This window comes from Paenibacillus kribbensis (assembly GCF_002240415.1).
GTDB lineage: Bacteria > Bacillota > Bacilli > Paenibacillales > Paenibacillaceae > Paenibacillus > Paenibacillus kribbensis.
Window position 1 is genome coordinate 4,577,037 of sequence record NZ_CP020028.1, and the last position, 23,446, is coordinate 4,600,482.

At 47.1% G+C, this 23,446-nt stretch carries 23 protein-coding genes; 3 read left to right on the forward strand and 20 right to left on the reverse strand.

The annotated features are described in order from the left end of the window. Positions 1 to 27: 27 nt before the first annotated feature. The 9 genes from B4V02_RS20370 to B4V02_RS20410 form a co-directional block, all read right to left on the reverse strand. A complete protein-coding gene (locus B4V02_RS20370; protein ID WP_244188370.1) occupies positions 28 to 1,140 on the reverse strand; it encodes an HpcH/HpaI aldolase/citrate lyase family protein in 1,113 nt (370 codons plus the stop codon). Positions 1,141 to 1,372: 232 nt separating this feature from the next. Then, positions 1,373 to 2,107, reverse strand: coding sequence for a TerC family protein (locus B4V02_RS20375; RefSeq protein WP_094156172.1), 735 nt, complete (start codon positions 2,105 to 2,107; stop codon positions 1,373 to 1,375). A gap of 26 nt (positions 2,108 to 2,133) precedes the next feature. Further along, the gene (locus tag B4V02_RS20380) at positions 2,134 to 3,387 is read right to left on the reverse strand and encodes a TerD family protein (RefSeq protein ID WP_094156173.1); all 1,254 of its coding nucleotides are present in this window, start codon (positions 3,385 to 3,387) and stop codon (positions 2,134 to 2,136) included. A gap of 102 nt (positions 3,388 to 3,489) precedes the next feature. Continuing rightward, positions 3,490 to 4,071 carry a TerD family protein gene (locus B4V02_RS20385; RefSeq protein ID WP_007428981.1) on the reverse strand — a complete coding sequence of 194 codons (582 nt, stop codon included), beginning with the start codon at positions 4,069 to 4,071 and terminating at the stop codon, positions 3,490 to 3,492. Positions 4,072 to 4,102: 31 nt separating this feature from the next. After that, complete coding sequence (locus tag B4V02_RS20390; RefSeq protein ID WP_010347450.1) at positions 4,103 to 4,678, reverse strand: TerD family protein; 576 nt, start codon at positions 4,676 to 4,678, stop codon at positions 4,103 to 4,105. A gap of 45 nt (positions 4,679 to 4,723) precedes the next feature. Beyond that, complete coding sequence (locus B4V02_RS20395; protein WP_007428979.1) at positions 4,724 to 5,317, reverse strand: TerD family protein; 594 nt, start codon at positions 5,315 to 5,317, stop codon at positions 4,724 to 4,726. A 27-nt stretch (positions 5,318 to 5,344) separates the two neighbouring features. Continuing rightward, positions 5,345 to 5,791, reverse strand: a complete 447-nt coding sequence (locus B4V02_RS20400) for a tellurite resistance TerB family protein (protein ID WP_007428978.1) — start codon at positions 5,789 to 5,791, stop codon at positions 5,345 to 5,347. Between the two features lie 280 nt (positions 5,792 to 6,071). Next, positions 6,072 to 7,013 (reverse strand): ATP-grasp domain-containing protein, encoded by a 942-nt coding sequence (locus B4V02_RS20405; protein WP_094156174.1) that lies wholly within the window; start codon positions 7,011 to 7,013, stop codon positions 6,072 to 6,074. Positions 7,014 to 7,476: 463 nt separating this feature from the next. Continuing rightward, entirely contained in the window at positions 7,477 to 7,869 is a 393-nt protein-coding gene (locus B4V02_RS20410; RefSeq protein ID WP_244188371.1) for a WXG100 family type VII secretion target, read from the reverse strand. A gap of 199 nt (positions 7,870 to 8,068) precedes the next feature. Here B4V02_RS20410 and B4V02_RS20415 point away from each other — a divergent pair, with 199 nt between their 5' ends. Further along, the gene (locus B4V02_RS20415; RefSeq protein ID WP_094156175.1) at positions 8,069 to 8,851 is read left to right on the forward strand and encodes a Cof-type HAD-IIB family hydrolase; all 783 of its coding nucleotides are present in this window, start codon (positions 8,069 to 8,071) and stop codon (positions 8,849 to 8,851) included. Between the two features lie 85 nt (positions 8,852 to 8,936). Further along, positions 8,937 to 9,725, forward strand: a complete 789-nt coding sequence (locus tag B4V02_RS20420) for a formate/nitrite transporter family protein (protein ID WP_007428973.1) — start codon at positions 8,937 to 8,939, stop codon at positions 9,723 to 9,725. A gap of 82 nt (positions 9,726 to 9,807) precedes the next feature. Here B4V02_RS20420 and B4V02_RS20425 read toward each other — a convergent pair whose 3' ends face one another. From B4V02_RS20425 to B4V02_RS20465, 9 genes are all read right to left on the reverse strand, one after another. Beyond that, positions 9,808 to 10,053: an HPr family phosphocarrier protein gene (locus B4V02_RS20425; protein ID WP_007428972.1), complete on the reverse strand. Its 246-nt coding sequence runs from the start codon at positions 10,051 to 10,053 to the stop codon at positions 9,808 to 9,810. Between the two features lie 156 nt (positions 10,054 to 10,209). Beyond that, positions 10,210 to 11,073 (reverse strand): DL-endopeptidase inhibitor IseA family protein, encoded by an 864-nt coding sequence (locus tag B4V02_RS20430; protein ID WP_094156176.1) that lies wholly within the window; start codon positions 11,071 to 11,073, stop codon positions 10,210 to 10,212. A 111-nt stretch (positions 11,074 to 11,184) separates the two neighbouring features. After that, on the reverse strand, positions 11,185 to 11,418 hold the full coding sequence (locus B4V02_RS20435; protein WP_094156177.1) for a hypothetical protein: 234 nt from the start codon (positions 11,416 to 11,418) through the stop codon (positions 11,185 to 11,187). Between the two features lie 173 nt (positions 11,419 to 11,591). After that, a complete protein-coding gene (locus tag B4V02_RS20440; protein WP_425270777.1) occupies positions 11,592 to 13,457 on the reverse strand; it encodes a rhamnogalacturonan lyase in 1,866 nt (621 codons plus the stop codon). Positions 13,458 to 13,611: 154 nt separating this feature from the next. Beyond that, complete coding sequence (locus tag B4V02_RS20445) at positions 13,612 to 14,169, reverse strand: SLOG family protein (RefSeq protein ID WP_167383812.1); 558 nt, start codon at positions 14,167 to 14,169, stop codon at positions 13,612 to 13,614. Between the two features lie 118 nt (positions 14,170 to 14,287). Then, positions 14,288 to 14,752 (reverse strand): V4R domain-containing protein, encoded by a 465-nt coding sequence (locus tag B4V02_RS20450; protein ID WP_094156179.1) that lies wholly within the window; start codon positions 14,750 to 14,752, stop codon positions 14,288 to 14,290. A 35-nt stretch (positions 14,753 to 14,787) separates the two neighbouring features. Further along, a complete protein-coding gene (locus tag B4V02_RS20455; protein ID WP_094156180.1) occupies positions 14,788 to 15,117 on the reverse strand; it encodes an iron-sulfur cluster biosynthesis family protein in 330 nt (109 codons plus the stop codon). A 266-nt stretch (positions 15,118 to 15,383) separates the two neighbouring features. Then, complete coding sequence (locus B4V02_RS20460; protein ID WP_094156181.1) at positions 15,384 to 16,790, reverse strand: sensor histidine kinase; 1,407 nt, start codon at positions 16,788 to 16,790, stop codon at positions 15,384 to 15,386. Next, positions 16,783 to 17,463, reverse strand: a complete 681-nt coding sequence (locus B4V02_RS20465) for a response regulator transcription factor (protein WP_007428963.1) — start codon at positions 17,461 to 17,463, stop codon at positions 16,783 to 16,785. The genes B4V02_RS20460 and B4V02_RS20465 overlap by 8 nt, the downstream gene beginning before the upstream one ends. 212 nt (positions 17,464 to 17,675) lie before the next feature. Between B4V02_RS20465 and B4V02_RS20470 the strand changes: the two genes are divergently transcribed. Continuing rightward, complete coding sequence (locus B4V02_RS20470; protein WP_094156182.1) at positions 17,676 to 18,638, forward strand: hypothetical protein; 963 nt, start codon at positions 17,676 to 17,678, stop codon at positions 18,636 to 18,638. A 249-nt stretch (positions 18,639 to 18,887) separates the two neighbouring features. Here B4V02_RS20470 and B4V02_RS20475 read toward each other — a convergent pair whose 3' ends face one another. Together B4V02_RS20475 and B4V02_RS20480 are read right to left on the reverse strand one after the other, a co-directional pair. Further along, on the reverse strand, positions 18,888 to 20,414 hold the full coding sequence (locus B4V02_RS20475) for a glycoside hydrolase family 30 protein (RefSeq protein ID WP_094156183.1): 1,527 nt from the start codon (positions 20,412 to 20,414) through the stop codon (positions 18,888 to 18,890). A 228-nt stretch (positions 20,415 to 20,642) separates the two neighbouring features. Next, on the reverse strand, positions 20,643 to 23,381 hold the full coding sequence (locus B4V02_RS20480) for a beta-glucosidase (protein WP_094156184.1): 2,739 nt from the start codon (positions 23,379 to 23,381) through the stop codon (positions 20,643 to 20,645). Positions 23,382 to 23,446 lie beyond the last annotated feature (65 nt).

The following is a 23,446-nucleotide window of genomic DNA, read 5'->3' on the forward strand; positions in this document are numbered from 1 at the left end:
TGGAATGGATTATGTGTCTCGGTAATTTTAACGCTGAACTGCTCCAAGATGGGAAGCAGATGTGTTTTCGTGTTTGGGTAAGAGACTGACAAAATGTTGTTGTTCATGTAACACCCCGTATACTTTTGATCTATTAATAATACGATGAGCCCAATTCAGATGCGGCTTAATTTCATTCATTTTGTTGGCATAGGTACTTTTGAACACACCCAGACTACCGTTATTACGCTCCATAATGGCGAGGGCATCCATATACTCCTCATGTGTCACCACGTACATGGCCTGTACCGGCTTAATATGGGAGGGATGGATGATCGTTTTGCCGATAATCCCGTTCTCTTTGTCCATCATGACTTCCCGGATCAGTCCGTCCATCGCATCTGAAATAAAGTCCATCCGCACGTTGCGTCCCTGTTTGCCAAATGCATCTTCGAAAGGCGACACTCTTAATTGAGGCTTAAATACACGTTCCCGATGAGAAAAATATTCCCATACAGGACCGGAAATGACATAATCCGAGCCCACCCGTCCAAACAGGTTAATAATGTCCGCAATGCAATCCCGAATGACGGCAATTTCATAGATTGTAATATCCGGACTACGTCTCAAGCCAAACAGGCTGGAGAAATCAGTTGCTCCAATGCGCACATTCAGTACATACTCCTGATACTCGTCCAAAATCTCTTTGATCTCCAGTAGCTCTTTCCAGCGCGTTTCCCGGTATATGATTTTGGAGCTTTCGAGGATTGGTAAACCATACAATACAGGAATGTCAGCATCCGTCCCCCTACTCCGGTTATATTCGGCAAGAAGTGCAAAATACGCCCGTCCATTATCAGAAGAGAACTTGGGCAAAACAAAGCCGGTCAGCAGTGTCAATGATTCTCCTAACCCGCTCAGCAGCCGTTCCAGCTGTTCCACAGAGCGCACACGTACAAACAGCAGCGGCATACTCTGTTCACTCATCACACCTGTCCGTACATACGACATGAGCTGAAGCAACTGCTCCGCCAGTGACTGTTCCGCCTGTCCGACCTGCTGATCTCCTATAGCATCCTCCAAATCCAGCATGACCGTCGTTAGTCCTTCGTGTTTTCCGTTTTTGATCTCTTCCGCTACCTCCGGGCGGGTCGCGGGCATATACAAAGCCGCTCCTACCGCATATGCTAATATACTTTTGGGAGATCGATTATGAAACTCCGACGGCGGCGTACAAAAGATCGCTTCCATTTCCTCAAAGGTCAAATCATTAAAATATTTCAGGGCCTTCTCCTCCTCCTCCTGTTTCTTGCCTGACTGAAGCCCTGTGCCTCGGGTATAAAAGAAATCCCCCCTTTAGTTCAGGAGGGATTTCACTATACTTTGTACTACATTAAGCCTCTTTGTCGGCCTTTTTCTTTCTTTTTGCCGAGCTCATAACCATCGTACCTACAAAGACGGCGATCAAAATGCCGAAGAACAAGAGTTGCGGCATATGAAAGCCAAAAGCAGCAGCCAGCATTTTACCTCCAATAATGGCGATCAATATAAAGGCTGTCTGTTCCAGTTCCGGAAATTTATCAATGAGCTTGAGAAATACTTGAGCAACACCACGCATCATCAGAACGCCAAGAATACCACCCAGGAACAAAACCCATACTTTCTCGCTCACACCAAAAGCGGCAATGACGCTGTCAATACTGAAGGCAATATCCATCAGCTCGACCATTAATACCGTTTTCCAGAAGGAAGTAGGCTTGTTTTCCACTTCTCCTTCTGCTTCGGATTTGAATAAACCTTTATAAGCAATATAGAGAAGATAGGCCGCACCCAACACCTTGATTAACGTGAACTTGATAAGGAATGTACCCAAGCCAATGGCCAGAAACCTGAATATATAGGCACCCAAAATCCCGTAAAACAAGGCTCTCTTCTGTTGCTCCTTCGGTAAATGCTTAACCATAACCGCGAGAACCAAGGCATTATCTGCCGACAAAAGACCTTCCAGCAAAATGAGAGTACCAATAATCCCCCAGCTCACCGGGTCAGTAAGTGTAGATACAACATCACTCCATGAAAAGAAGTGACCGTAGTTCTCGCTGATATTTCGAAATAAATCATTCAACATGAAAAGAGTGCCTCCGATAATTCAGTTTATTTACTACCCTGCGACCAGCGCATGCCCCAGTTATGTGCACGGTCCAACTCACGATGGCCGCCATAGAACTGCACGAGTCTCTCAATACTGAACGTTTCATCGTTCACATTTTGGATCATGGCAATTGCACACATTCCTTTGCGGTTGTCATGTTCATTCAGATGAACGATAATGTCCGGACCATCCTTCTGGTACAGCGTGACCACCCCGTCCGCTTGTGACCAGTTCGTGACTCCTTCATAAATGAACGTGAATACCAAAATTCGCTTGATCTCAGAAATTTTAGCGCCATTAATGCGGAGATTTTCCCCTGTTTTCACAGAGCCTGTACGATCATCGCCATCCAGGGCAATGTACGGGAAGCGATTCAGAGAACCGAAAACTTCTCCGAGCGCCTGAACGACACCCTTATCTCCGTTCTTCATCTCATACAAGCAGCCCAGATCCAGATCGACACCCTTGGAGCCACGACTGAAAAAGCCCTTGCTCTGCTGCACCTGATTCCAGTTCAGGTTGATCAGGATTTCACCTAATCCACCACTAGAGTCCTTTTTCAGATTAATGGTGTCGCCCTTTTTCTTCAGTTCAATTTTCCGCAAATTCAGATTCACCGGAGTTGCAGGTGGCTCTGGTTTTGGAGCAGGAGGCGCCGGCGGCGGGGTTGGCTGAGGAACTGGCGGTGGTGTAGGAACTGGCGCCGGATTATTTTCCACTTCAATTCCAAAATTTCCACACAACGCATCCAATCCACCGGAAAAACCCGCGCCAATCGCGTTAAATTTCCATTCACCGTTATGGCGGTAAAGCTCACCTATAACAATGGCCGTTTCGACTGTAAATCCACTGTCCAAATTAAAGCGCAAAACCTCTCCGCTAACCGGATGAGCAAAACGTATAAATCCGCCTTGAACCTGTCCAAAATTTTGCCGTTTTTGATCCGCATCATAAATGGTGAGCGTAAACGCAATCTTCTCAATATGTGAAGGGATTCTGGTTAGATCAAGGGAAAATTGTTTCTTGTCACCAAACTGTTGTCCATCTGAATATGTGATAAAAGGTGTGGTCGGATTATTGTAAAAGATCAGATCCTCATCGCCCGATACTTTCCCTCCGGGACCCAGCAAAAATGCAGAAGTATCCAGCTCCAAAGCGGCTGGGGACTCCCATCCGATTCCTACGTTGACATGAGTCAAACCCGGATTGGTTTTCGTCAAATCCGCCTTCTGTCCCTTTACTACGATAACAGCCATGATTGTGTCACCTTTCTGTCCTTTTGTCATGTGTCAGCGCACGCCATTCAATGGCTTAAAAAGAAAGGGTAGCGCCCCAATGGACACCACCCCAAGTGGATATTACTGAGCGTCCAAGCCATAGTTTTTAGCAAGCGCACCCAATCCACCAGCAAAGCCGCTACCGATCGCCTGGAATTTCCAATCTGCATTGTGACGGTAAAATTCACAGAAAACCACGGCCGTTTCGGTGGAGAAATCCTCACCCAAATCGTAGCGCAGTACTTCACGATCCGTAGCTGCATCTACCACCCGTACAAAAGCATTGGATACTTGTCCAAAGTTTTGCGCACGTGCCTCATAATCATAAATCGTAACCGTGATCCCGATACGGTGGATGTTCGCTGGTACTTTTGCAAAATCAATAATAATTTGCTCGTCATCCCCGTCGCCCTCACCTGTACGGTTATCGCCCGTATGGGTGACAGCCCCCGCTCCACCGGTTGGATTGTTGTAGAATACAAAATCGTCAGCTGCCTTCGCTTTACCGTCTTCATACAGCAGGAAAGCCGAAGCATCCAGGTCAAATTCCGCGCCGCCACTATATTTATTGGTATCCCATCCAAGACCAACGACGACACGAGTCAAGCCTGGATTTGTTTTGGTCAGATCAATACGTTGTCCTTTGGAAAGACTAATGGTCATACCGCATACCTGCCTTCTTTGTATAGATTTTTTAAGCCAAACCGTAATCGCGCGTCAGCCCTGCAAGACCATCCTGGTAGCCGCTGCCAATGGCATTGAACTTCCACTCACCGCTATGACGATACAGTTCGCCTACCACAACGCCTGTTTCGATCGAGAAATCTTCTCCCAGATCAAAGCGAACCAATTCTTCATTATTGGCCTCATTTACGATACGCGCATAAGCACGTGACACTTGTCCAAAGTTTTGGCTGCGTTCTTGTGCCTCATAGATCGTAATCGTAAATGCGATCTTTTCTACATTAGCAGGTACGCTGCTCAGATCAACTTTAATTTGCTCGTCATCTCCGTCACCGTCACCTGTACGGTTATCACCGGTATGAACGACAGAACCGTTCTCATTTTGTGGATTATTAAAGAAGACGAAGTTCTTTTCCGTTTCCACTTTACCGTCCGCATTCGCCAAGAATACGGATACGTCCAAGTCAAAATCTTTACCGCCATCGTACTTATTGGTGTCCCAGCCGAGACCAACCGTAATTTTGGACAACCCTGGGTTTGTTTTCGTCAAATCAATTTTTTGACCTTTAGATAAGTTAATTGCCATGAGTAAGAACCCCGTTTCTGATTAGTTTTGTATGAGCAATTAAAATTACATGTAACGCTGAGCCAGCACATCAATATGTTCGGCATGGGTGCCTTCACCGATTGCAGCAAACTTCCATTCGTTATTATGACGATAGAGCTCTCCACAGACCAGCGCAGTCAGTCCTTCATAATTATCAGATAAATTGAACGTCACCAGTTCCTTGGAGTTCGCACCGTCCAGAATGCGGATATACGCTTTCTCGATCATGCCAAAATCCTGTTTCCGGTTGACGCAATCATATATATTTACAACAACAAGCACTTTGTCGACATTGGCAGGAATACGTGCCAGGTCAATCGCAATTTGTTCATCATCGCCGTCACCTTGTCCGGTCAAATTATCACCGGAATGCACGACAGAGCCGCATGGACTTTTTTTATTGTGGAAACACACTACGTTGTCCGACTGGGTCAGTTTCCCGTTTGCGTCCAGCAAAATGGCAGAAGCATCACAATCAATATTGGGTTGCTTCTTAAAGCCAAAAAATCCCTTGGACTGTACCGGGTCCCATCCCAATCCTGCTATAACCTTGGTTAGTCCTGTATTTCCTTTAGTCAAATCAATTTTCTGACCCTTGACCAGATTAATTACAGCCACTAATTAACACACCTCCTTCCGTAAAATTTACAGACTAAATTCAGACGGATTCAAGCCAAGTACGCCGCAAATTTCAGCAACAATTCGTCGTTCATTAGCATCAAAGTCACCATCGGCTGCGCCAATAGCGCTACACACACCAACGACGAGTCGGCCTACTTCGGGCTTGCCTTTCAATTTGCCAATCGCTTTTAATGCTTCCTGTTTACCGATTTCAGGCGAAAATTCAAAATTCGCCACATAGTGATTGAAACGGCTGATGACCTCTCCCATATCAAACACTTTCAATTCCTCACTGATATTTATGTATCCGGCCATTTTTGTTTTCTCTTCCGGACTAATCGTACCGTCTGCAAATGCCACCAACGCACAGCCCGCAACCACAGCTTCCATAAAATCTTTATTCTTAAACTTCTTAACTTGATCTCCAAGTCCCTTTTTTGTTGTATTCAGCCAATTTTTGAATGTACTCATATTTCCCTCCACAATTACGTATTTGGGTAAAATTCATCCTAGTTAAATTCTTCCTTCACTATAACCTGAATTACGATCTTTTTCTACAATAATATACAGAAATACGGTAAATCCGATCTACTTTTTTTAGGCATCATCCCTATCATTAGTCCTATTTTTTTGCTGAAAGAGTCAATTCCATTATCCACCACTCGACATCCCAATTGCAAATTCATAGATTGGGTAGGATTCCAGAAACAAAAAGGCGCAGCCTTCCAATTCAATGGAAGCACTGCGCCTTCTACCATAATCCGCGGTTTACCACCGCATTCTTTAAACTTGTATAAAATGCTTCAAGATCCGTGTGTTCCGGCAATCCCGAAACCTGCCCGTCTCCTAATTCTATAATGATCCATTGCCCCGCTTGTGTACGAGCAATATCCATAGTGAAAAATGGACTCCGCACCTGAGCCGCTATCTTTATAAAGTCCTCCAGATCTGACCGAACTTCCTCATACGCCACTTCATCCCAATAATTGACCATAAATATTGGCTCTCCGAACATAAAGAAAATTCGATATTCCTTGGACAAGGGCATACCGCTTTTCGGATGATTCGTTAGAAACTCCAGGTTTACGAATTCCCTTAGTACAATCCCGCCATTCATTTCCGCTCCCTGAAGTTCAACAAACCGACGAACCACCCGCTCCACATGCTCCTGATCTGACGCATCTGGAATATAACAGGCCTCCAGCCAATCATGCTTCCGTGATTTAACAAAATCCTTGACCATTAATGCAGATGCTCCAAAAGACTTGGCCGCCTCTTGAATATACTCTGTAGTTAATTGGTTCCGCTCCAGACATACGCTGCGTGGCGTAAATTCCTGAATTATCGGATATGAATCGGGGAAATAGTGACAGTTCCTATAACTCTTAGCGCTTGTCAGCATCCTGATCCGATGTGTCTCCAATAACGCAGTCCAGGCTTCATATGCTTTGGGACTTAGCATCCATCCACGATATAGAGCGTTCACATGCTCGTTTCCCCGCTTAGCAATATGTTCTCGAATCCTCTTGGGAACAATAAAAGGCGCAGCACCTGCCAGTTCATCCTGAATTATATGATCGAAATTGACCAGTCCTGTATCAAAACCAAGACTGCATGCAACCTCATATTCTTCACGGTAATCCATATCCACACTTTTGGAATCCAAAGGATCGCTACAAAATAGAAGATGCATATGATTCCTCCCTATGCTCAGTTTCTATTTAACTTGTTCAATTTATCTATAAAGTTATAATCCCATCTCTCTGATCCAATCTGGGTTTTCAATAGTTCTTTGAAGCGCCGACGCTCTAATCTACTTGGAAAAATCTACAGACTTCTCCGGTTAGCGAGCTTTACAGTTTCCAACTGCCGCTCATCTGTACCAGAAAAAAGACTGTAGATTGTATATGATCCTGCGCCACCAACGCCTATTCCACGCGGCAAAATAAGACCTATACCTTATACGGTGACGGTCTGGGCCGTTTTACCTAGAGCGTGTTCTCCGGCGGATTAGGTTTGGGTTCCATCTTTACCTGTCAGCTCGGTGACCACCACGAGGGAAACGGACGTGATCCTGGAAGTTTCTCCTGTACTGTAATCTGTGCGAGTAACCGAGTCCTCATATTGATGAAATTGATCCGCAGCTGCCCCTCTTTTCATTCGTCCGGATGGTTTGTCCGCTTGGCGGGGTCGCCAGTGAAACTTTCATCTTCTTCGTTATCCGTCGGCGCTGCACTAGAACTCATTGCCGCTGCCAAAGCTGTCCAGAAGCCGCGTGTGCTCTCGCCATCCGCATTTCTGAACTTTGATGCGATGCTTTTTAGCTCAATTTCAATGGATTGAACCTTGCTTAATGCAGAAGAAAGTGTATATTTAGCTGTCCGATAGTCGTTATAAAAGCGATTTCTCTCCATACCATCCCACTGGCTGTGAAGGTTGTTCATTATGCGATCCAGACCGTTCAGTTGGTTATACAGCGTTCCGTGGGCATCGGCAAATTGAGAGGCCACGCTATCCAGTTGTTCCGGTGAGACCTGGATTTTTGTCATGTTGATCACATCCCATCTATGAAAATAGGAGATAGACGTTCTATTTTACAATAATCCTTATTTCATATTGTAAGCTATAAAAGTCAGGTATTCATGAGGATTTATGCGTATTTGTGTATTCATAAGCAGTTCCTTTGATATAATGAATCCATATGAGTCAATTTCGACAATAATATTATTGAAAGTCAGGTGTTGGGACATGTCAGACAAAAAGATTATCTTTTTTGATATCGACGGTACGTTACTGGACGATGACAAGAAAATGCCGCTAACGGCAGAAAAGGCTGTCTTTGCTTTGAAAGAGCAAGGACATGAGGTGGCGATTGCAACAGGCCGTGCGCCTTTTATGTTCAAGGAAATTCGCGAGCAGTTGGAAATTGATTCCTATGTTAGCTTTAATGGGCAATATGTGGTACTGCGCGGGGAAGTCGTTGCTACCAATCCGTTGAACAGGGAAGCTTTGCAGGCGATGACGGATCTGGCCCTCACACATAATCATGCTCTCGTATATATGGATCATATGGACATGAAGGCCAATATTCCTAACGATGAGCTTGTGCAGAAATCGGTCCAAACGCTTAAGGCCAAGATTTCGGTTGGGTACGATCCGCTCTATTTCCATGGAAGAGATATTTATCAGACGCTGTTGATGTGTACGACAGAAGAGGAACCGTTTTATGAATCGGTATTCAACGCTTTTGATTTTGTACGCTGGCATCCGAGTTCTGTGGACGTTGTTCCTCACGCCGGCTCCAAGGCGAAGGGCATTCGTGAAATTACATCCAGACTGGGCATTGCCGAAGAGAATCAATACGCTTTTGGCGATGGTTTGAATGATGTAGAAATGTTGACCACTATACATAATAGCGTAGCGATGGGCAACGGTTGTGATGAGGCCAAGGCTGCGGCGAAAATGGTGACCAAACGCGCAGATGAAGACGGCATTTTGTATGGACTGCAAAAACTTGGTTTATTAAGCTGATAGGCTGCTGGCTAACTAGGCATATTTTTGAAAAAACGAGTATATTTAAGACTTGCATCTAAGAAAATAGGGGGTTGTCTTTGGAATGGAGACGGAAGGCTTACGCAATGTCGAACAGCTAGCCATGAAGAAGTACAAAATTTACAAGCAAAGCCTGCTCCGGTATTTGGCACGTTCCATGCTGGCGAGTATGTTCATCGGGTTCGGCGTTATTGTAGCGTTCAAGACGGGCAACTTTTTTTACATGGAGCATTCTCCATTCACTTATCCCATGGCGGCAGTCACGTTCGGGGCAGCCATCATTTTGATCGCATACGGCGGCGGGGATTTGTTTACAGGCAACACCTTCTATTACACCTATGCGGCACTCCGTAAAAAGCTGCGCTGGGGGCAGGTACTTCGTCTGTGGGCTGCCAGCTATGGCGGTAATTTGCTGGGTGCCGGAGTATTTGCTCTCCTTATTTATTTGACCGGACTGTTTGACTCCTCCAGCGTGAACAGCTTTCTGCTGAACGTGGTTGAGCACAAGATGGAAGCGCCTGCAATGCAGTTGTTCTTCCGGGCTATATTGTGTAATTGGCTGGTCTGCCTTGCCTTTTTTGTTCCGATGTTTATGAAGGAAAACGGGGCAAAAATGTTTGCGATGATGCTGTTTGTATTCTGCTTTTTCATTTCAGGATATGAACATAGCATAGCCAATATGTGTACCTTCGCGATTGCGCTCGTGCTAGACCATCCGGGCACCGTCTCTGTCGCTGGCGTGATTCATAATCTGGTTCCGGTTACGCTCGGGAATCTGGTCGGCGGTGTGCTGCTTATGGGGGTTATGTACTACTCGGTGAATCTCCCGTTTCTGGACGAGGAGGAGCATTAAAAAAGAAGCCTTGGGAGTTCGTATCCCTAGGCTTCTTTGCGTGTAAATAGAGTATGCAGTGTCTACAGGTGTATCTTGCCTCTTATGCTTCTTGAGCAGGAAAATGAATAAATTCCTCCAGCTCCTTAAACAGCTTCTTCGGATTAACGTTATCAGGTACAACCAGAGTTAGCGGCTCATCCAGCTTCAGCACATACATGCCCAGAATGGATTTGGCATCTGCCATGCCGCTTTTGCCATGAATCCAGATATCGTAGGTATAGTTGGATACAATTTGATTGATCTTCTCAATATCCTTAACGTTTTTTACCTTAATGGGTGTCATCATTGCACAGCACTCCCCTGAGTTGAATTAGAGCTTGCGAAACAAGTCTAACATCACTTTACCGTATTCGTGAACAGCCTTGCAAAATTTTAATTTTAGAAAATACTAAATTTAGAAAATTCCTAATTTATGCAATGGCTAATCTAAAAAATGGCTGATCTAAAAAATAACGTGCGGTGCGGAGCTGATTTTCCAGTAGCTGCCAACCTTTTCGAAGTTCACGGTGATTTTTTCGTTCGCCTTCTTCGTTTTCACCGGATAAGGCACGGTCAGCAGATAGCTGCGCTTCACTGGAGTCATCGTTACCATTTTCGCCGTAGCCCGGTTAAACTCTAGCAAATTACCGCCATCTGCATCCAACTGCGCCAGTTTACCGTTGATTTCAACAAAAAATTTGCCCACAAATTGTTCACTCGCCTGCTTGGTATAAGCCTGCGTCAGATAGTTGATCAGCTTGGTCTTGGTCCCGATGTCCTCGGACAGGTAACGGTAGCTTTTGCCGTTCCGTTGGAACGACTCGCCCACCGAGCTGCCACTGCTGATCGCGTACAGATAACGTGACTGTGCCTCCAGCACAAGCGGAATGGCACTCTCGTGGTTCAGCTTGTCCAGCTGCGTTGGCTTCACGCTCGCAGCGGCTGGCGCTGATGCCGATGGCTGCTGCGGAGTCATCGGCTTCGCAGTCGACGGCACGGCTGGAGCAGCCACTGGCGCTACCGACGCGGACGAACGCGGTGCTGGCGCAGATGGAGCTGTTGGTGTAGCAGCTTTGGCTGAGCCTGCGGCTGCGGCCGGGATCGACGCTGCTGGTGCAGACGGGACCTGTGCCGGGGCCGGTGTCGTAACCGACGCAGATACCGCTGGTGCTGGCACCTGGGCCAGGGCAGCTGCGGCCGGACTGGCAACGCCCGGTTGCGTCGCTTCCGCTGGAGCGGTCACAGCTGGCGCTGCGGCTGCGGCCTGCGCTACGCTCAAAAGTGTAGCAGCGATGCACAACGCGGATAGCTTCGTATTTATTTTCATCTTAATATACACCCCCATAAAAATATGCCTGCATAAACTGCATACGTTTCTATTATAAGAATCTCGCGTCGTGATTGGGTTGCTAAATTGTTTCTATTTTCCTTTATTTGCTCACTCGACACGAAGTTTATCCGTATTTGCCCTGCACGGCTCTTCTGGCTGCTTGGCTTGCTTTGCCTCCATCTCTTCCAGTGATTGTGACAATTGCTTAACAGATCGGTCAAGCTGCTCTAATCTGCGGCTGAGGGTGACAAGAATATATTTTAACAAAATCAGACTTAACGCAGCAGGGAATCCGACATTGGTTACGAGCTCAATCATGCCTTCGGTTGTCAGAGAAGTCACATATCCCGCCTCCTTTTTCATGCGTATGTTCTATTAATAAGAACTAATGTTCCCATTTTCAAGAAAATCATACGTTCTCTTTTGCATGTTATGGAAAAACATAACAAAAAGAGCTCCGATACCCCGAAGCTCTTTCGTTTTTTGGTTCATTCGCATTTCATTTCAATCTGTAATCAAGGAGTGTATATACTCGGCTGCCGCGGCTTGGACATCCCTTCCCCCAGATAAAAACTGGTGTGTGGCGGCTGATTATACGCTACGTTCTGCCAGGCCACGCTCAAGCGGTACACTGGATCGTGCATAAGTGTATAGAATCGATATTCTGACTCGTAGGGTGTTGTGTAGATTCGTAGTGCCGAATTGTCACTTTTGCGCCAAATGACTTCCTCACGCCAGTCACCGAACAGATCAGCCTGTAAGGATGGTGTGCCTTTCGTCCCGTTATTAGAGCTGGTTCCTGTCGCCGTTAGCAAATTGGAAGTGGTCGAGTTGGAATAGTTCCACTTGTCGATTTTACCAGCGCTTGACGAGGTATGATCCAGCAGTTCACGCAGCAGATCGCCATCCCACCAAATGCCAAAGTTAATGGAGGACGGCAGCGTATTCGTAATCAGCGCTCCTTTAGCCGAACGCAAGCCGATCCCCGGCGCCCATTGCTCGTTCCCCTTCGTGCGTGGGTCAATGTCTGCCGACATGCCTCTTCCGGTATCCTTGCCTGTATTTACGCCCCATAAAATATTGCCGTTACGCGGATCGTACATGGCAGCCCCGTAAGTAGCATTCTTATCCTCATTTACCTTAAACACCTCATATCCTGAGCGGTCCGGGTCCAAATCCCCGACATGAAGTGCATCGCCGTGCCCCATCTTCGTGTTGGCCAGCTTCGCTCCGTTATCGTCCACCACCAGCGAGCCGTATATGATCTCATCCTTATCATCTCCATCCACATCCGCCACGCTCAAACTATGGTTTCCCTGCCCGGCTGTCCCGGGATTCGTGGAGCTGTTGCTGTCAAAGGTCCAGCGCCGGCTCAAGCTTCCATTACGCCAGTCATAGGCAACCAGAACCGTCCGGGTGTAATAGCCCCGTGCCATCACTATGCTGGGCCGCACCCCATCCAGATAAGCAACCCCGGCGAGAAAACGATCCACACGGTTGCCATAATTATCTCCCCAACTGGATACCGATCCGCGTGGCGGTACATAGTCAATCGTGCTGAGAGCTTTTCCTGTATTGCCAGAGAACACGGTCAAGAACTCGGGACCAGCCAAAATATACCCGTTGGCGTTACGATGGTCAGCAGAAGCATCGCCAATTTTTACACCTGTGCCATCCACCGTGCCATCTGCTGTTTTGCATACAATTTCCGCTTTGCCGTCACCATCAAAATCATAGACGAGAAATTGCGTGTAGTGCGCTCCAGCGCGGATGTTCCGTCCCAGATCGATTCGCCATTTGCGTGTTCCATCCAGTTCATAGCCGTCCAAAAATACATTTCCCGTATAACCAGATTGCGAATTGTCCTTGGAATTGGAAGGGTCCCATTTTAACACAATCTCATACTCGCCGTCCCCATCCAGATCCCCTACGCTGGCATCATTGGCCTGGTACGTATAGCTCACCTTATCCGGGGTTGTACCGCCCGCAGGCTGCTGGATGGGAACGTCCAGATAGTTGTTGCTCCATACTTTTACCGTAGGAGAAGCGGCCTGTTCTGTTCCATTCACCACGGCACGAACCGTATACGAAGATGAGGTCGTACCTGCCTTATCCAAAAAGTTGGTTCTTGATGTAATCGGCGTACTATTCACCTTGCTTGCCCCTCTGTACAGATTGAAGCTGATCGAATCTGCTTCCGTCCCCAGCAAACGCCAGCTCACAAGCACACCCTCCGGCACCTTGACCGCAACCGCTCCACGGTTCAGCTTTTCCATTTGCCTCGTGGAGGCAGCAGAGACCTGGCTATCCATCGGAGTGACCATTCCACACAACATGACACCGAGACAGAGCAATGCGGTATACCGAAATCCTTTGTTCATACATCCTTGGCTCCTTTTATGTTTGTTTTTTCAATAAATATATTTTATGTGACTGATAAGTTATTGTTGTTTAAATTTTATGATAGCGCTTACATAAATATAAAGAGGCAAACTTAGCCTTTTTGTTCAAAAATCCGTGCTGATGCTTTAAAAATCAGAGGTCCAGGAATAAACGTTCTTCATCCGCTATGCTTTGGATATCCTCCGAGTTGATGCTGATATATTGATAGCCTTCTGCCTGTTGTTTCTTCAATGCCAGCTCCTTCATAAAACGCGGGCTGCCCTCTCCTGCATCCTCGTCGTAAACGAGCAACAAACCGTCTGTTTTGCGGAAAAGCAGTTCATCCCGTGCCTTGAGCTGCCATATTCCCTGATAAGGCTGGCGGCTAACGACGCCCACGTAGTCAACTGCATCACAAATTTGCTGAAAATACTCCTTTTTGTCCTCCTTCCATTTCTCCTCCATATTTTGATAAGCCATCATAATAGAGCATTTCAGGTGGGGATATTGCTGTTTGAGTGCAATGACTGCCTCACAGGCCCACAGGTCCACCCCATATTGACCGGGAGTAATTACCCATTCCAGTCCTTCATCAATGAGGGGAATGAGCCTGCCTGCAATCGCCTTTTTGATATAGGGAATGCCTTCGTGCTTTTGGCTGAAAATATTTAATTCATGGGCACGATAGCCCGAAACGAGCAAATTTTTCATCATCTCAACGTCCTTCTCGAATGATCATAACTGTTATTGTACCATTTCAAAGGAACTGACTACACTAAAAAAGACAAACCTCATTTCCAATTGCGCTGGAAGAGATTTGTCTTTTTCACTAAAAACGAATTTCATATTCGCAATGTTCGTCTCCGTTTACATTACATTTTATTTCTCTGACATAAACTCTCTTGTCTATGATTTTGTTCAAGGCGCCTTCCATAATCGCTCCTTCCAAATCGCATACCATACTGCCTTCCATCTCGGGCAATCCCTCACAAAAGCAGTCTTTAACAGCTACATGGATTTTATGCTCCTCCTCAAGAACAATCTGGGGATCTCCTATTTTTAAATCACGGAATAAATCTAGCAGTTCTTCTAATGAATGAACAGGCAAGCTCTCACCGATTTTTCTGCCTACAGTAACCGTAGTTCCCTTCCCTTTCATAGGAAGTCCTTGATACATCCCAATTAAACGGATGGCTCTGTAAAGCTCGATAGGGAGCGATTTTCCCATTTTGGTTCGTGAGATTTTTTTCATATCATCAAATGTAAATTCTTGTACAGAACTTGTTTTATTCATCATTTTCCCACCTATTTCTGTCAATCATGTTGTATTTATTTTACGCGCATATCTTTAATTCTAATGTTGCTACTAAATATACCAGCATCACTACTTAGCTTGAACGACGGGTAACCAGGGTCTGCTTCAAGCCGCATTCTGCTATCGAACTGCTGCTCCTGCTGCCGATCTACCCAAAAAGAATAAGGCTCAGACTGAACTACTTTATCAGTTGCATTCGGCGTAGTGACAAGCAAGATGACGAGTACGCCATTGCATCCACAATCCTCGGTGTCATAAAACAACTTGAACATTCCCGGTCGTCCTGAAAGGGCCATTGCTAGCCTTTCAACGGACAAGGAATCCAAGTCTAAATGTATGCTCATGAGATGAATCCTCTCCTTTGTGAGTGAAGTGTTTGGAACCGTCAGCTCCAAAAAGACTAAATTTAAACTATATGCACATTATAGTCATGTTTTTCTATTTATCTATGTGACTGCACTCACTTATCATTACAGTTTGTTATTCAGGATTCCTTTAAAGAACTATAAATGAACAAAAATGGATACAAAAATATCCAAATGAAGTCAAGCCAATTTAAACAGTTCACAAACCAGATGATCTCGTGTCAGGTCATTCGAAAATCGAGATGTTATTTATTCACAGGAATATCTACATGGAATATGCTACCCTTGCTTTCTTCGCTGGATAACGTGATCTGACCGTGATGTGCTTCAACAATCCACTTGGCAATGGCGAGCCCCAGACCGTGCCCTCCCAGACCTCGCGTTCGCGATTTATCTCCTCGATAGAAACGGTCAAAAATTCGATCCACATCCCCTGCCCTAATCCCGGGGCCTGTATCCTCAACGGACAGGTGAAAACCCGGACTACCTGTTTCGTCCCGATCCGATATTACCACACGGACCTCACCGCCCCGCGGAGTGAACTTGACGGCATTATCCAGCAAAATGGTCAGCACCTGCCTCAGCTTTTCCGGGTCGCCATTGAGAACCAGTTGTTCCGGGCCAATCAGCTCAATACAAACCCCCTTTGCGGATTTGAGGTGCCGTATGGATTGAATCGTCTTCTCGGCAAGCGGCCGAAAATCAAAATCACGCTTCACCAGTTCAAGGTCGTCCGAATCGGAGCGTGCCAGCACTAGCAAATCCTGAACCATCCGTGTCATTCGTCTGATCTCATCCTTCATATTGGAAAGGGTGTGTTTGGCAAAAGACGGTGCGCTCTGCCCAAGCTCCAGTTCCAGCGCATTGACGGATGCAAGCAGCACACTGAGTGGTGTTCGCAGCTCATGCGATGCATTGCCCACGAATTCCCGCTGCCGGTTGTAGGATTTCACGATCGGAACCATTGCTTTACGTGACATCAGCCAGCCGATCAGACAGGCAATAAATACAAAGACAATAGCAAGTAAAATCAGCAACATTAGCAATCTGTGGAGCAGATTGTATTGGGGTGTAACATTAATGCCTGCGTAGAGTGTCAGATCAGGGCCGTTCTTGGTCAGAGCTGCCTGCCCTGTCACCATCAGATGGAGAGTTGACGGAGCAACAGGCTTCGCACCCGCTTCCCCGTTATCCAGCACATCCGCAGGTACAGACAGACTGACCTCCATGATCTCCTTGGCACGTGGTTTCCAGTCTTGAACCAGTCCCAGAAGCTCAGGACGCATCCCTGGAAAAATCTCGTTCCCCGAGATCAATTCACCCTTATCGTTGACCACATAATAGAAAAACTGTTCGCTTCCCGATCCCCATAATCTTTGATTGTCCAGCGTATCTTCAGGCTTGCCTTTCTGCATGTTGTTCTCCACCATGATCCGTTCCACAGCAACGAGAGAGAGCAGATTATCCTTCTGACCGCTAATGACAATGTAAGACAAAAGAAGGTAGACCACGCCTATAAATAATGCAAGCAAAACGATCGTCAGACTGCTATATGCAAGCGTAAGCCGACTTTGCGTACGTCCAAACAAATTGCCCCCGGGTTTGCCACGTTCAGTGCCCTCTTCTTCAGCCATTCGTTTCTTGTTATTCAAGCTTGTAACCCACCCCTCGGATGCTATGAATCAGATGTTGTCTGTTAAACAGCTCCAGCTTTTTGCGCAGCAGCTTAATGGTGGCATCGACAATTTTGGTTGAAACGTCCGAATCATATCCCCAGATCCGTTCCAAAACCAGCTCACGGCTGAGAGCAGCACCCCTGTTGCGCAATAACAGATCCAGCATCTGAAATTCACGGGGACTTAATTGGATGACTTCATCTTCAAGACTGAGCGTCAGACTGGAACGATTGAGGTGCAATCCATCCAGCTCAGCGATTTCCTCCAGCAGGGGTGCATAATTGCGTCGGCACAAGGCTCTCAGTCTGGCTTGCAACTCCTCCAGTTCAAAGGGCTTCACCAGGTAATCATCCGCACCGGCATCGAGCCCCTGAACCCGGTCGCGCAGCGCGTCTTTGGCGGTTAACATCAGGATCGCTCCGGTATAACCGTTCTCTCTCAATTTTTTACATGCCGACAGCCCTGTCCAACCAGGCAACATCCAGTCCAGCACGGCCACATCATAATGGGAACCCATGCAATATTCATAGGCTTCTTCTCCATTTTCGACCCAATCCACAGTACCGAATCCCGTCTTCTCCAACATATGAACAACCAACTCACCCAACAAGGGATCATCCTCAGCCAGTAAAATGCGATGTTTAGTCATAATGAACCTCCTAAGAATCAGTATGTGATAAAGGGAGGCTCTCCACCCCTGTACAGTTTCAATTTTCAAACATTCTCGCACTTTCGGATGCCTATGTCCAATTCTTCGTCTTTGTAAAAATACTCCAGCTTGCTTTTCTCCGTTTTTTCACCTTTCGGGATTACAGTAAGGGGGCAACAACAAACACACACGAAAATAGGAGTGAATGTACAATGAACAAAATGAAAAAATGGATTCCTGCAATGCTGGGTGCAACGATGATATTCTCTGTCACATCAGCTTCGGTATTTGCCGCAACACCGACATCTGTAACTCAAGTCTCCACTTCGACCAATGCCAAGGCGAGTTCGAATGGATACAACATTAGTCTGGATCAGAACTCCCTGTGCTCCAATACATCGCTGCAAAAAGTGCTCGACCTGAGCAAAACCGAATTGCAAAAGCAATTCCAGGCTGGCAAAACATTGTCGGATCTGGCTAAAGCTAAAGGTATCAACACAGACGAAGTAACCAACGCCCTGCTTCAACCGCAGTTGACCAAGCTTGCGGGAGATCATAAGTCCGGAAAACTGACTCAAGACAAAGTGGCTTCAATTAAGACAGATCTGACCAAACAGCTGAACAATTCACTGACCAAAAAAGTGACAACCGTGACTACGGTAACTACAACGTCGACTACCACTTCAACAACATCTAATCCAGCTGTAGCTTGGGCGAAATCATCGGATACGACGTCTACCCACGCCCTGACAAATCTGAAAAAATCCGCAGCGGCCTCAGTGCTCAACCTGTCCCAGCCTGAGTTGGACCAACAGATCAAGGCTGGCAAATCCATTGTCGACATTGCCAAGGATCAGGGCGTCGACAAGAGCAAAGTCATTGATACCGTCGTTGCCAAGGAAAAAAACTGGGTAACCTCTCAGCTGAATAATTCATGGAATAACACTTCCGGTACATTAACAACAGAGCAACAACAATTCAAAGAAAGCGGCTATTTGGACAAGGCTGCCCAGTTATTCGGCACCTCAGCTGACAATCTGCAAACCCAACTGAAAAATGGGAAAACGTTAACCGCCATTGCCAAAGAAAAAGGCGTAGATTCCAGCAAACTTACGGATACACTCCACGCCTATGCCAAGCAGCAAGTAACTGCCCAGTGTGACCAAGCGAACTAAAGTCGATCCTTCATATCCTCAAAACCCCAATCTACCACCAAACCAAAAAAAATGGAGAGTCCTGTGTACCAGACTCTCCATTTTTTTGCAACGTGCGATATCGTGACAGCGTCAGACTTTCAGCAAACTTTAAGCTTCACACAACCACCCATACAGTCGAAAATTAATCCCCCTTTCAGCTTGGTCGCCTATACTTGCACCAATCTCAAACGCTCTAAAATCTTCTATAAACATTGTTGTGAGGCTGTATCATGAAGCTACAGAATTCCATTGAAAGGTAGCCGCCGACTTGGATGGAAGTGTAGATGTGAAAACTTTGCTTCCCTGCCGAACCTTAAATGTCTTTTCGCTCGCTCCCGTATTGGCAGCAATCAGGACAAGCGTGCCATCGGGATTGCGGTAAGCAACCGTTTCGATACTTCCGCTATAATGCGTAGAATCAATACGTACCGCACCCGGACGGACGAACTTGCTGGCATGACCAAGCGCATAGTATTCCACATTTTTCGTAACGGCACCGCTTAACGGGTCGATGGTAACTACACCTCTACAGTTGGTACAGCCGCCATTGGTTGGGCCGCCGGACGGATCAAGTGCAATATTCCAGAAAAGCACGTTTTGCGACCAGTTTCGGGGTGCACCAATGATCAGCTTCGACATGTCCCAGCTCAAATCATCCCCAAACCCAGGGCTCCATGCTCCCCCGCTGCATTCTGTCATGTAAACAGGCTTATCCGGAAAAGCATGATGCACGTCTGTCATCGCTGTGGGCTCCCCTTTGTAGCAATGAAAGGCCGTGCCGTGCGTATAGCTTCGGGCTTGCTCATCACCGAGCACAGTCTTGGCATAATCGCCCCCTATATCCCAGTTATGGTCAAAGGCAATAATTTGGGTGGGCAAATGGTTTCGACTTAAGGCGGGGCCCAAATATTGCTTGATAAATTTCGCTTGCTCGGCTGCTCCCATACTCATACTGGGATACTTGGATGTCGTAAATTCCGGTTCATTTTGAATGGAAATCGCCTGGATCGGAACGCCCTCGTTCGCATAAGCCTGTATATAACGAACAAAATAGTCGGCATACGCCGAGTAGACACGCGGATCGGTATAGTCCAAATACCAGCCGTTATATATCTGCTCTCCATATTTCATCCAGGGCGGGGCAGTCCATGGCGTCCCCATAATCTGTAGATCCTGGTTTCTTCTCATGATTTGCTTCAGTACATCAATCACGTCCCGATCCTTGGCAATGGAGAAATGGTTCAGCTCATAGTCCTTGCCTGTGGCCACATCATCATAGGTATAGCTGGCAGGCTGCCCCTGTTCATCCACCGAATAATCCGATGCCCCAATCGTATGCCGTATATAGCTCAATTGAATGCCGCTGGCGGTAAACAAATCATTGAGCAGTTGATCACGCTGATTCGCAGACATGCCATGGTTCATCAAGTAAGCAGATGAGCCGGACACCGCTGCGCCAAACCCCTCCATCTTTTGATAACGAATATCCGGCTTTACCTCAACCGTCAGTGTATCCGAGATTGCTGCTTTTTCAATACTTTCTTTACTGTTGTCATTTTTCCAATGGATGGGGGCTTGCTCAGTTAGGCGATTCGCCGGGTCCGGTGTTGTTAGCCACATGCTGACATCATGCTCAGGTTCCGGTTTCAGAACCTTCTGTATAACCATACTGACCAGAACAGCAAAGATCAAAATGGCAGCTGCAGCTACGAGCAGCCAGAGGTTGGCGCGTCGTTGCTTCTGGAGTTTCTTCATCTAACGACCTCCTCTCTCCATAACTCTTGGCTCATCCTCATCCTTCCTTCTATTTCAGCTTTCACTCGGGTATCTCTTTGCATACCTATTGGAAATTGCATCCCTATTGGCGTTGCATAGCCATGGCAAAAAGAGAGCCGGTGCTAACGCCCGCGCTCTCTTGAATATAACCACTTAAAACAAATGTAATGGAATTACTTTTGTAACGGGATTACTTTTGTAACGGGATTACCTTGCTGCCTTTCCTTTGGAAGCTGCCGGAATCGTAACACTTCCTGTCAATCGAATATCCTGAGAGGAACTGCCTGCATAGATCGGCACTTCACCGGACGGCATAACCCAGGCTTTAGATTTTTCATCCCAGTACGATAAAGCTTTCGGGTCCAGCTCTATACGAACCTTCTTCTCCTGACCCGGCTTCAGCTCGATCTTGGACCAGCCTGCCAGCTGACGGGACGGCGTCTCTACGTTTGTCGGAAGCTTGCCGCTGTACACCTGTACAACCTCTGCTCCGGCAGCTTTCCCGGTGTTTTTCAATTTTAGCGAAACCTCGACAGTACTTGTACGAGTCGATTTCTTTCCACTCGCGTGCTGTTTTACTTTGAGATCGCTGTATCCGAATGTCGTATAGGATAATCCGTGCCCAAAGGCAAATGCCGGCTGGATACCCGATTTCTCATATCCACGGTAGCCTACAAAAATGCCGTCAGAATAGTCGCCAATTCCGTTCACACCCGGAAATCTCTCCGGTGAGGATACAGGGGTAGACTGCTCGTTAACCGGGAAGGTTACCGGCAGCTTGCCGGAAGGATTCACATCGCCAAACAGGACACGCGCTACGGCATTCCCTTGCTCTTGTCCTGCAAACCATGCCTGCACAATAGCAGGGACCTTGTCCTGCCATGTATCCATTTGCACAGCTCTGCCGCTCATTTGTACGACAATGGTTTTCGGGTTCGCGGCGGCAACCGCACGGATCAGACGATCCTGATTATTCGGCAGTTCCATATCGGAGCGCTCCACATAGCCTTCACTATCATACGTACGTGTAACAATGATCGCGACATCCGACTTTTTCGCCAGCTTCACTGCATTGTCAATCAGCTTGTCCGAAGCATCTGCCGGAGGCTCCCAGCCCAGACGAACCATACCGCCGGAATCACGGCCATTTACCTGATAATCGGCACGGTATTCGATGCGTATTTTGTGCTTTTCACCCGCTTTGAGCGAGATGTTTTTCTTCGTCGTGCTCAGCTTTGCACCTTGATTATCCACGAATAGCTTGTCGTCGAGATACAGCTTGCTTGATCCCAGGCTGGTTAAGGACAACGCATAGTCACCGTCCTTGGGTGCTGCAATTGCGCCTGTCCAGCGGGCAGATATCAAGCCGTTCAGTGTCGTGGGCGTATTCGGAATTTTAGGGGACTTCGCATTAAGGCCCTGATAATTATAAAATCCAAGATTCATGTTGACTTGGCCATCATTACGTACAAGAATCGGATTGCCTTCCATCTTGTTATTGCTCCAGTATTCGCCTCGCAGCCCCTGTTCAACATCTCCATAAGTGGCATATCCGGCACTGATATTTTCTTTCTTATCGGATGTCGTCAACAGTGAAGACGGAACAGCCGATGGGCCTGGCATAATGTCACCGGCGGAGATCGGGTCTGTACCTGGTGCGTACTGGACGGTCACGCCTTTGCCGGCACGATTACGGATAGCCTCCAACGGACTCACGGTATATGTCGGATTCACCAATGAGCTGCCTCCGCCTGCCACAGTGCCGTTATCCGCATCAGGGCCAATCACAGCAATGGATTTAAGCTTATCCTTAGACAATGGTAATGCATTGTTTTTATTCTGGAGCAGTACCATACTTTCCTCAGCCAATTGGCGGGCTTTCTTACCATGGTCACGAACATCAATCTGGTTATTTTGGACTGGGTGATCAAACAGCCCTTTGCTGAACATTTGCACCAAAATGCGTCTAGCCTTATCATCAATCGTCTTTTCACTGACCTTGCCATTCTTGACAGCAGCCAGCAGCTGATCTCCCCATTTCCCATAAGGTGTCCCCGGTGTTTCCAAATCCAGACCGCTGTTGGCCGATTCGGCTGTACTCAGGTTTGCACCGTAATCACTCATCACAAAGCCTTTGAATTGCATCTCCTTTTTCAACAGGTCTGTCAGGAGCGTTTTGTTCTCACAAGCAGGCTCCCCATTGACCTTGTTAAAGGAGCACATGGCCCCTCCCAAATCAGCTTTGGCGATGGCCTCCTGAAACGGGCGTATGTAAATCTCATGCAACGCACGGTCACTGACTTTGACATTTGTCGTGAAGCGCTCCGTTTCCTGATTATTCATCAGGTAATGCTTCGCTGTTGCCAACACAGGGTGGCTTTGTATGCCTTTGACATAAGCGGTCGCCATTTGCGATTGCAGCAACGGGTCCTCACCCATGGATTCAAAGTTTCGCGATCCCCATGGAATTCGGGCAATATCCATTCCCGGCCCAAGCACAACATTGTGAGTTGTATTATAAGCCTCGTCCCCGAGCAGATCACCGTACTGTTTGGCAGCCTCGGTATCCCACGTTGCAGCCAACGCAATTGGAGCAGGCAGCGCGGTCGATTGCTTGTCCTGTACATCCGGATTGGCGATACGCACACCCGCAGGACCGTCTGCCATCGTCAACGCCGGGATACCCAGACGCTCAATCGGATTATTGTAAAATCCATAATAATTGTTGACCTTGCCAGTCACCAAATCTATTTTTTCTTCCAGTGTCATTTCCTGTAACAGCAAAGCTGTCCGTTTCTCTGCCGAGAGGGACGTATTCATCCAGGGCCGATCTACCCGATCTGTCCGGCTGCCTGCCGCTCCTGCAATATTCATTGGTCCGATCACAACAGCCACGATAACTATCATCATCACCATTCGGTACAACCATGTTGATTTCACGTTCACGTTTGTAATTCCTCCTTGATGTTTGGTCATGAAGTGAATGCGCCTACTCACTTTCACAGGCTTGC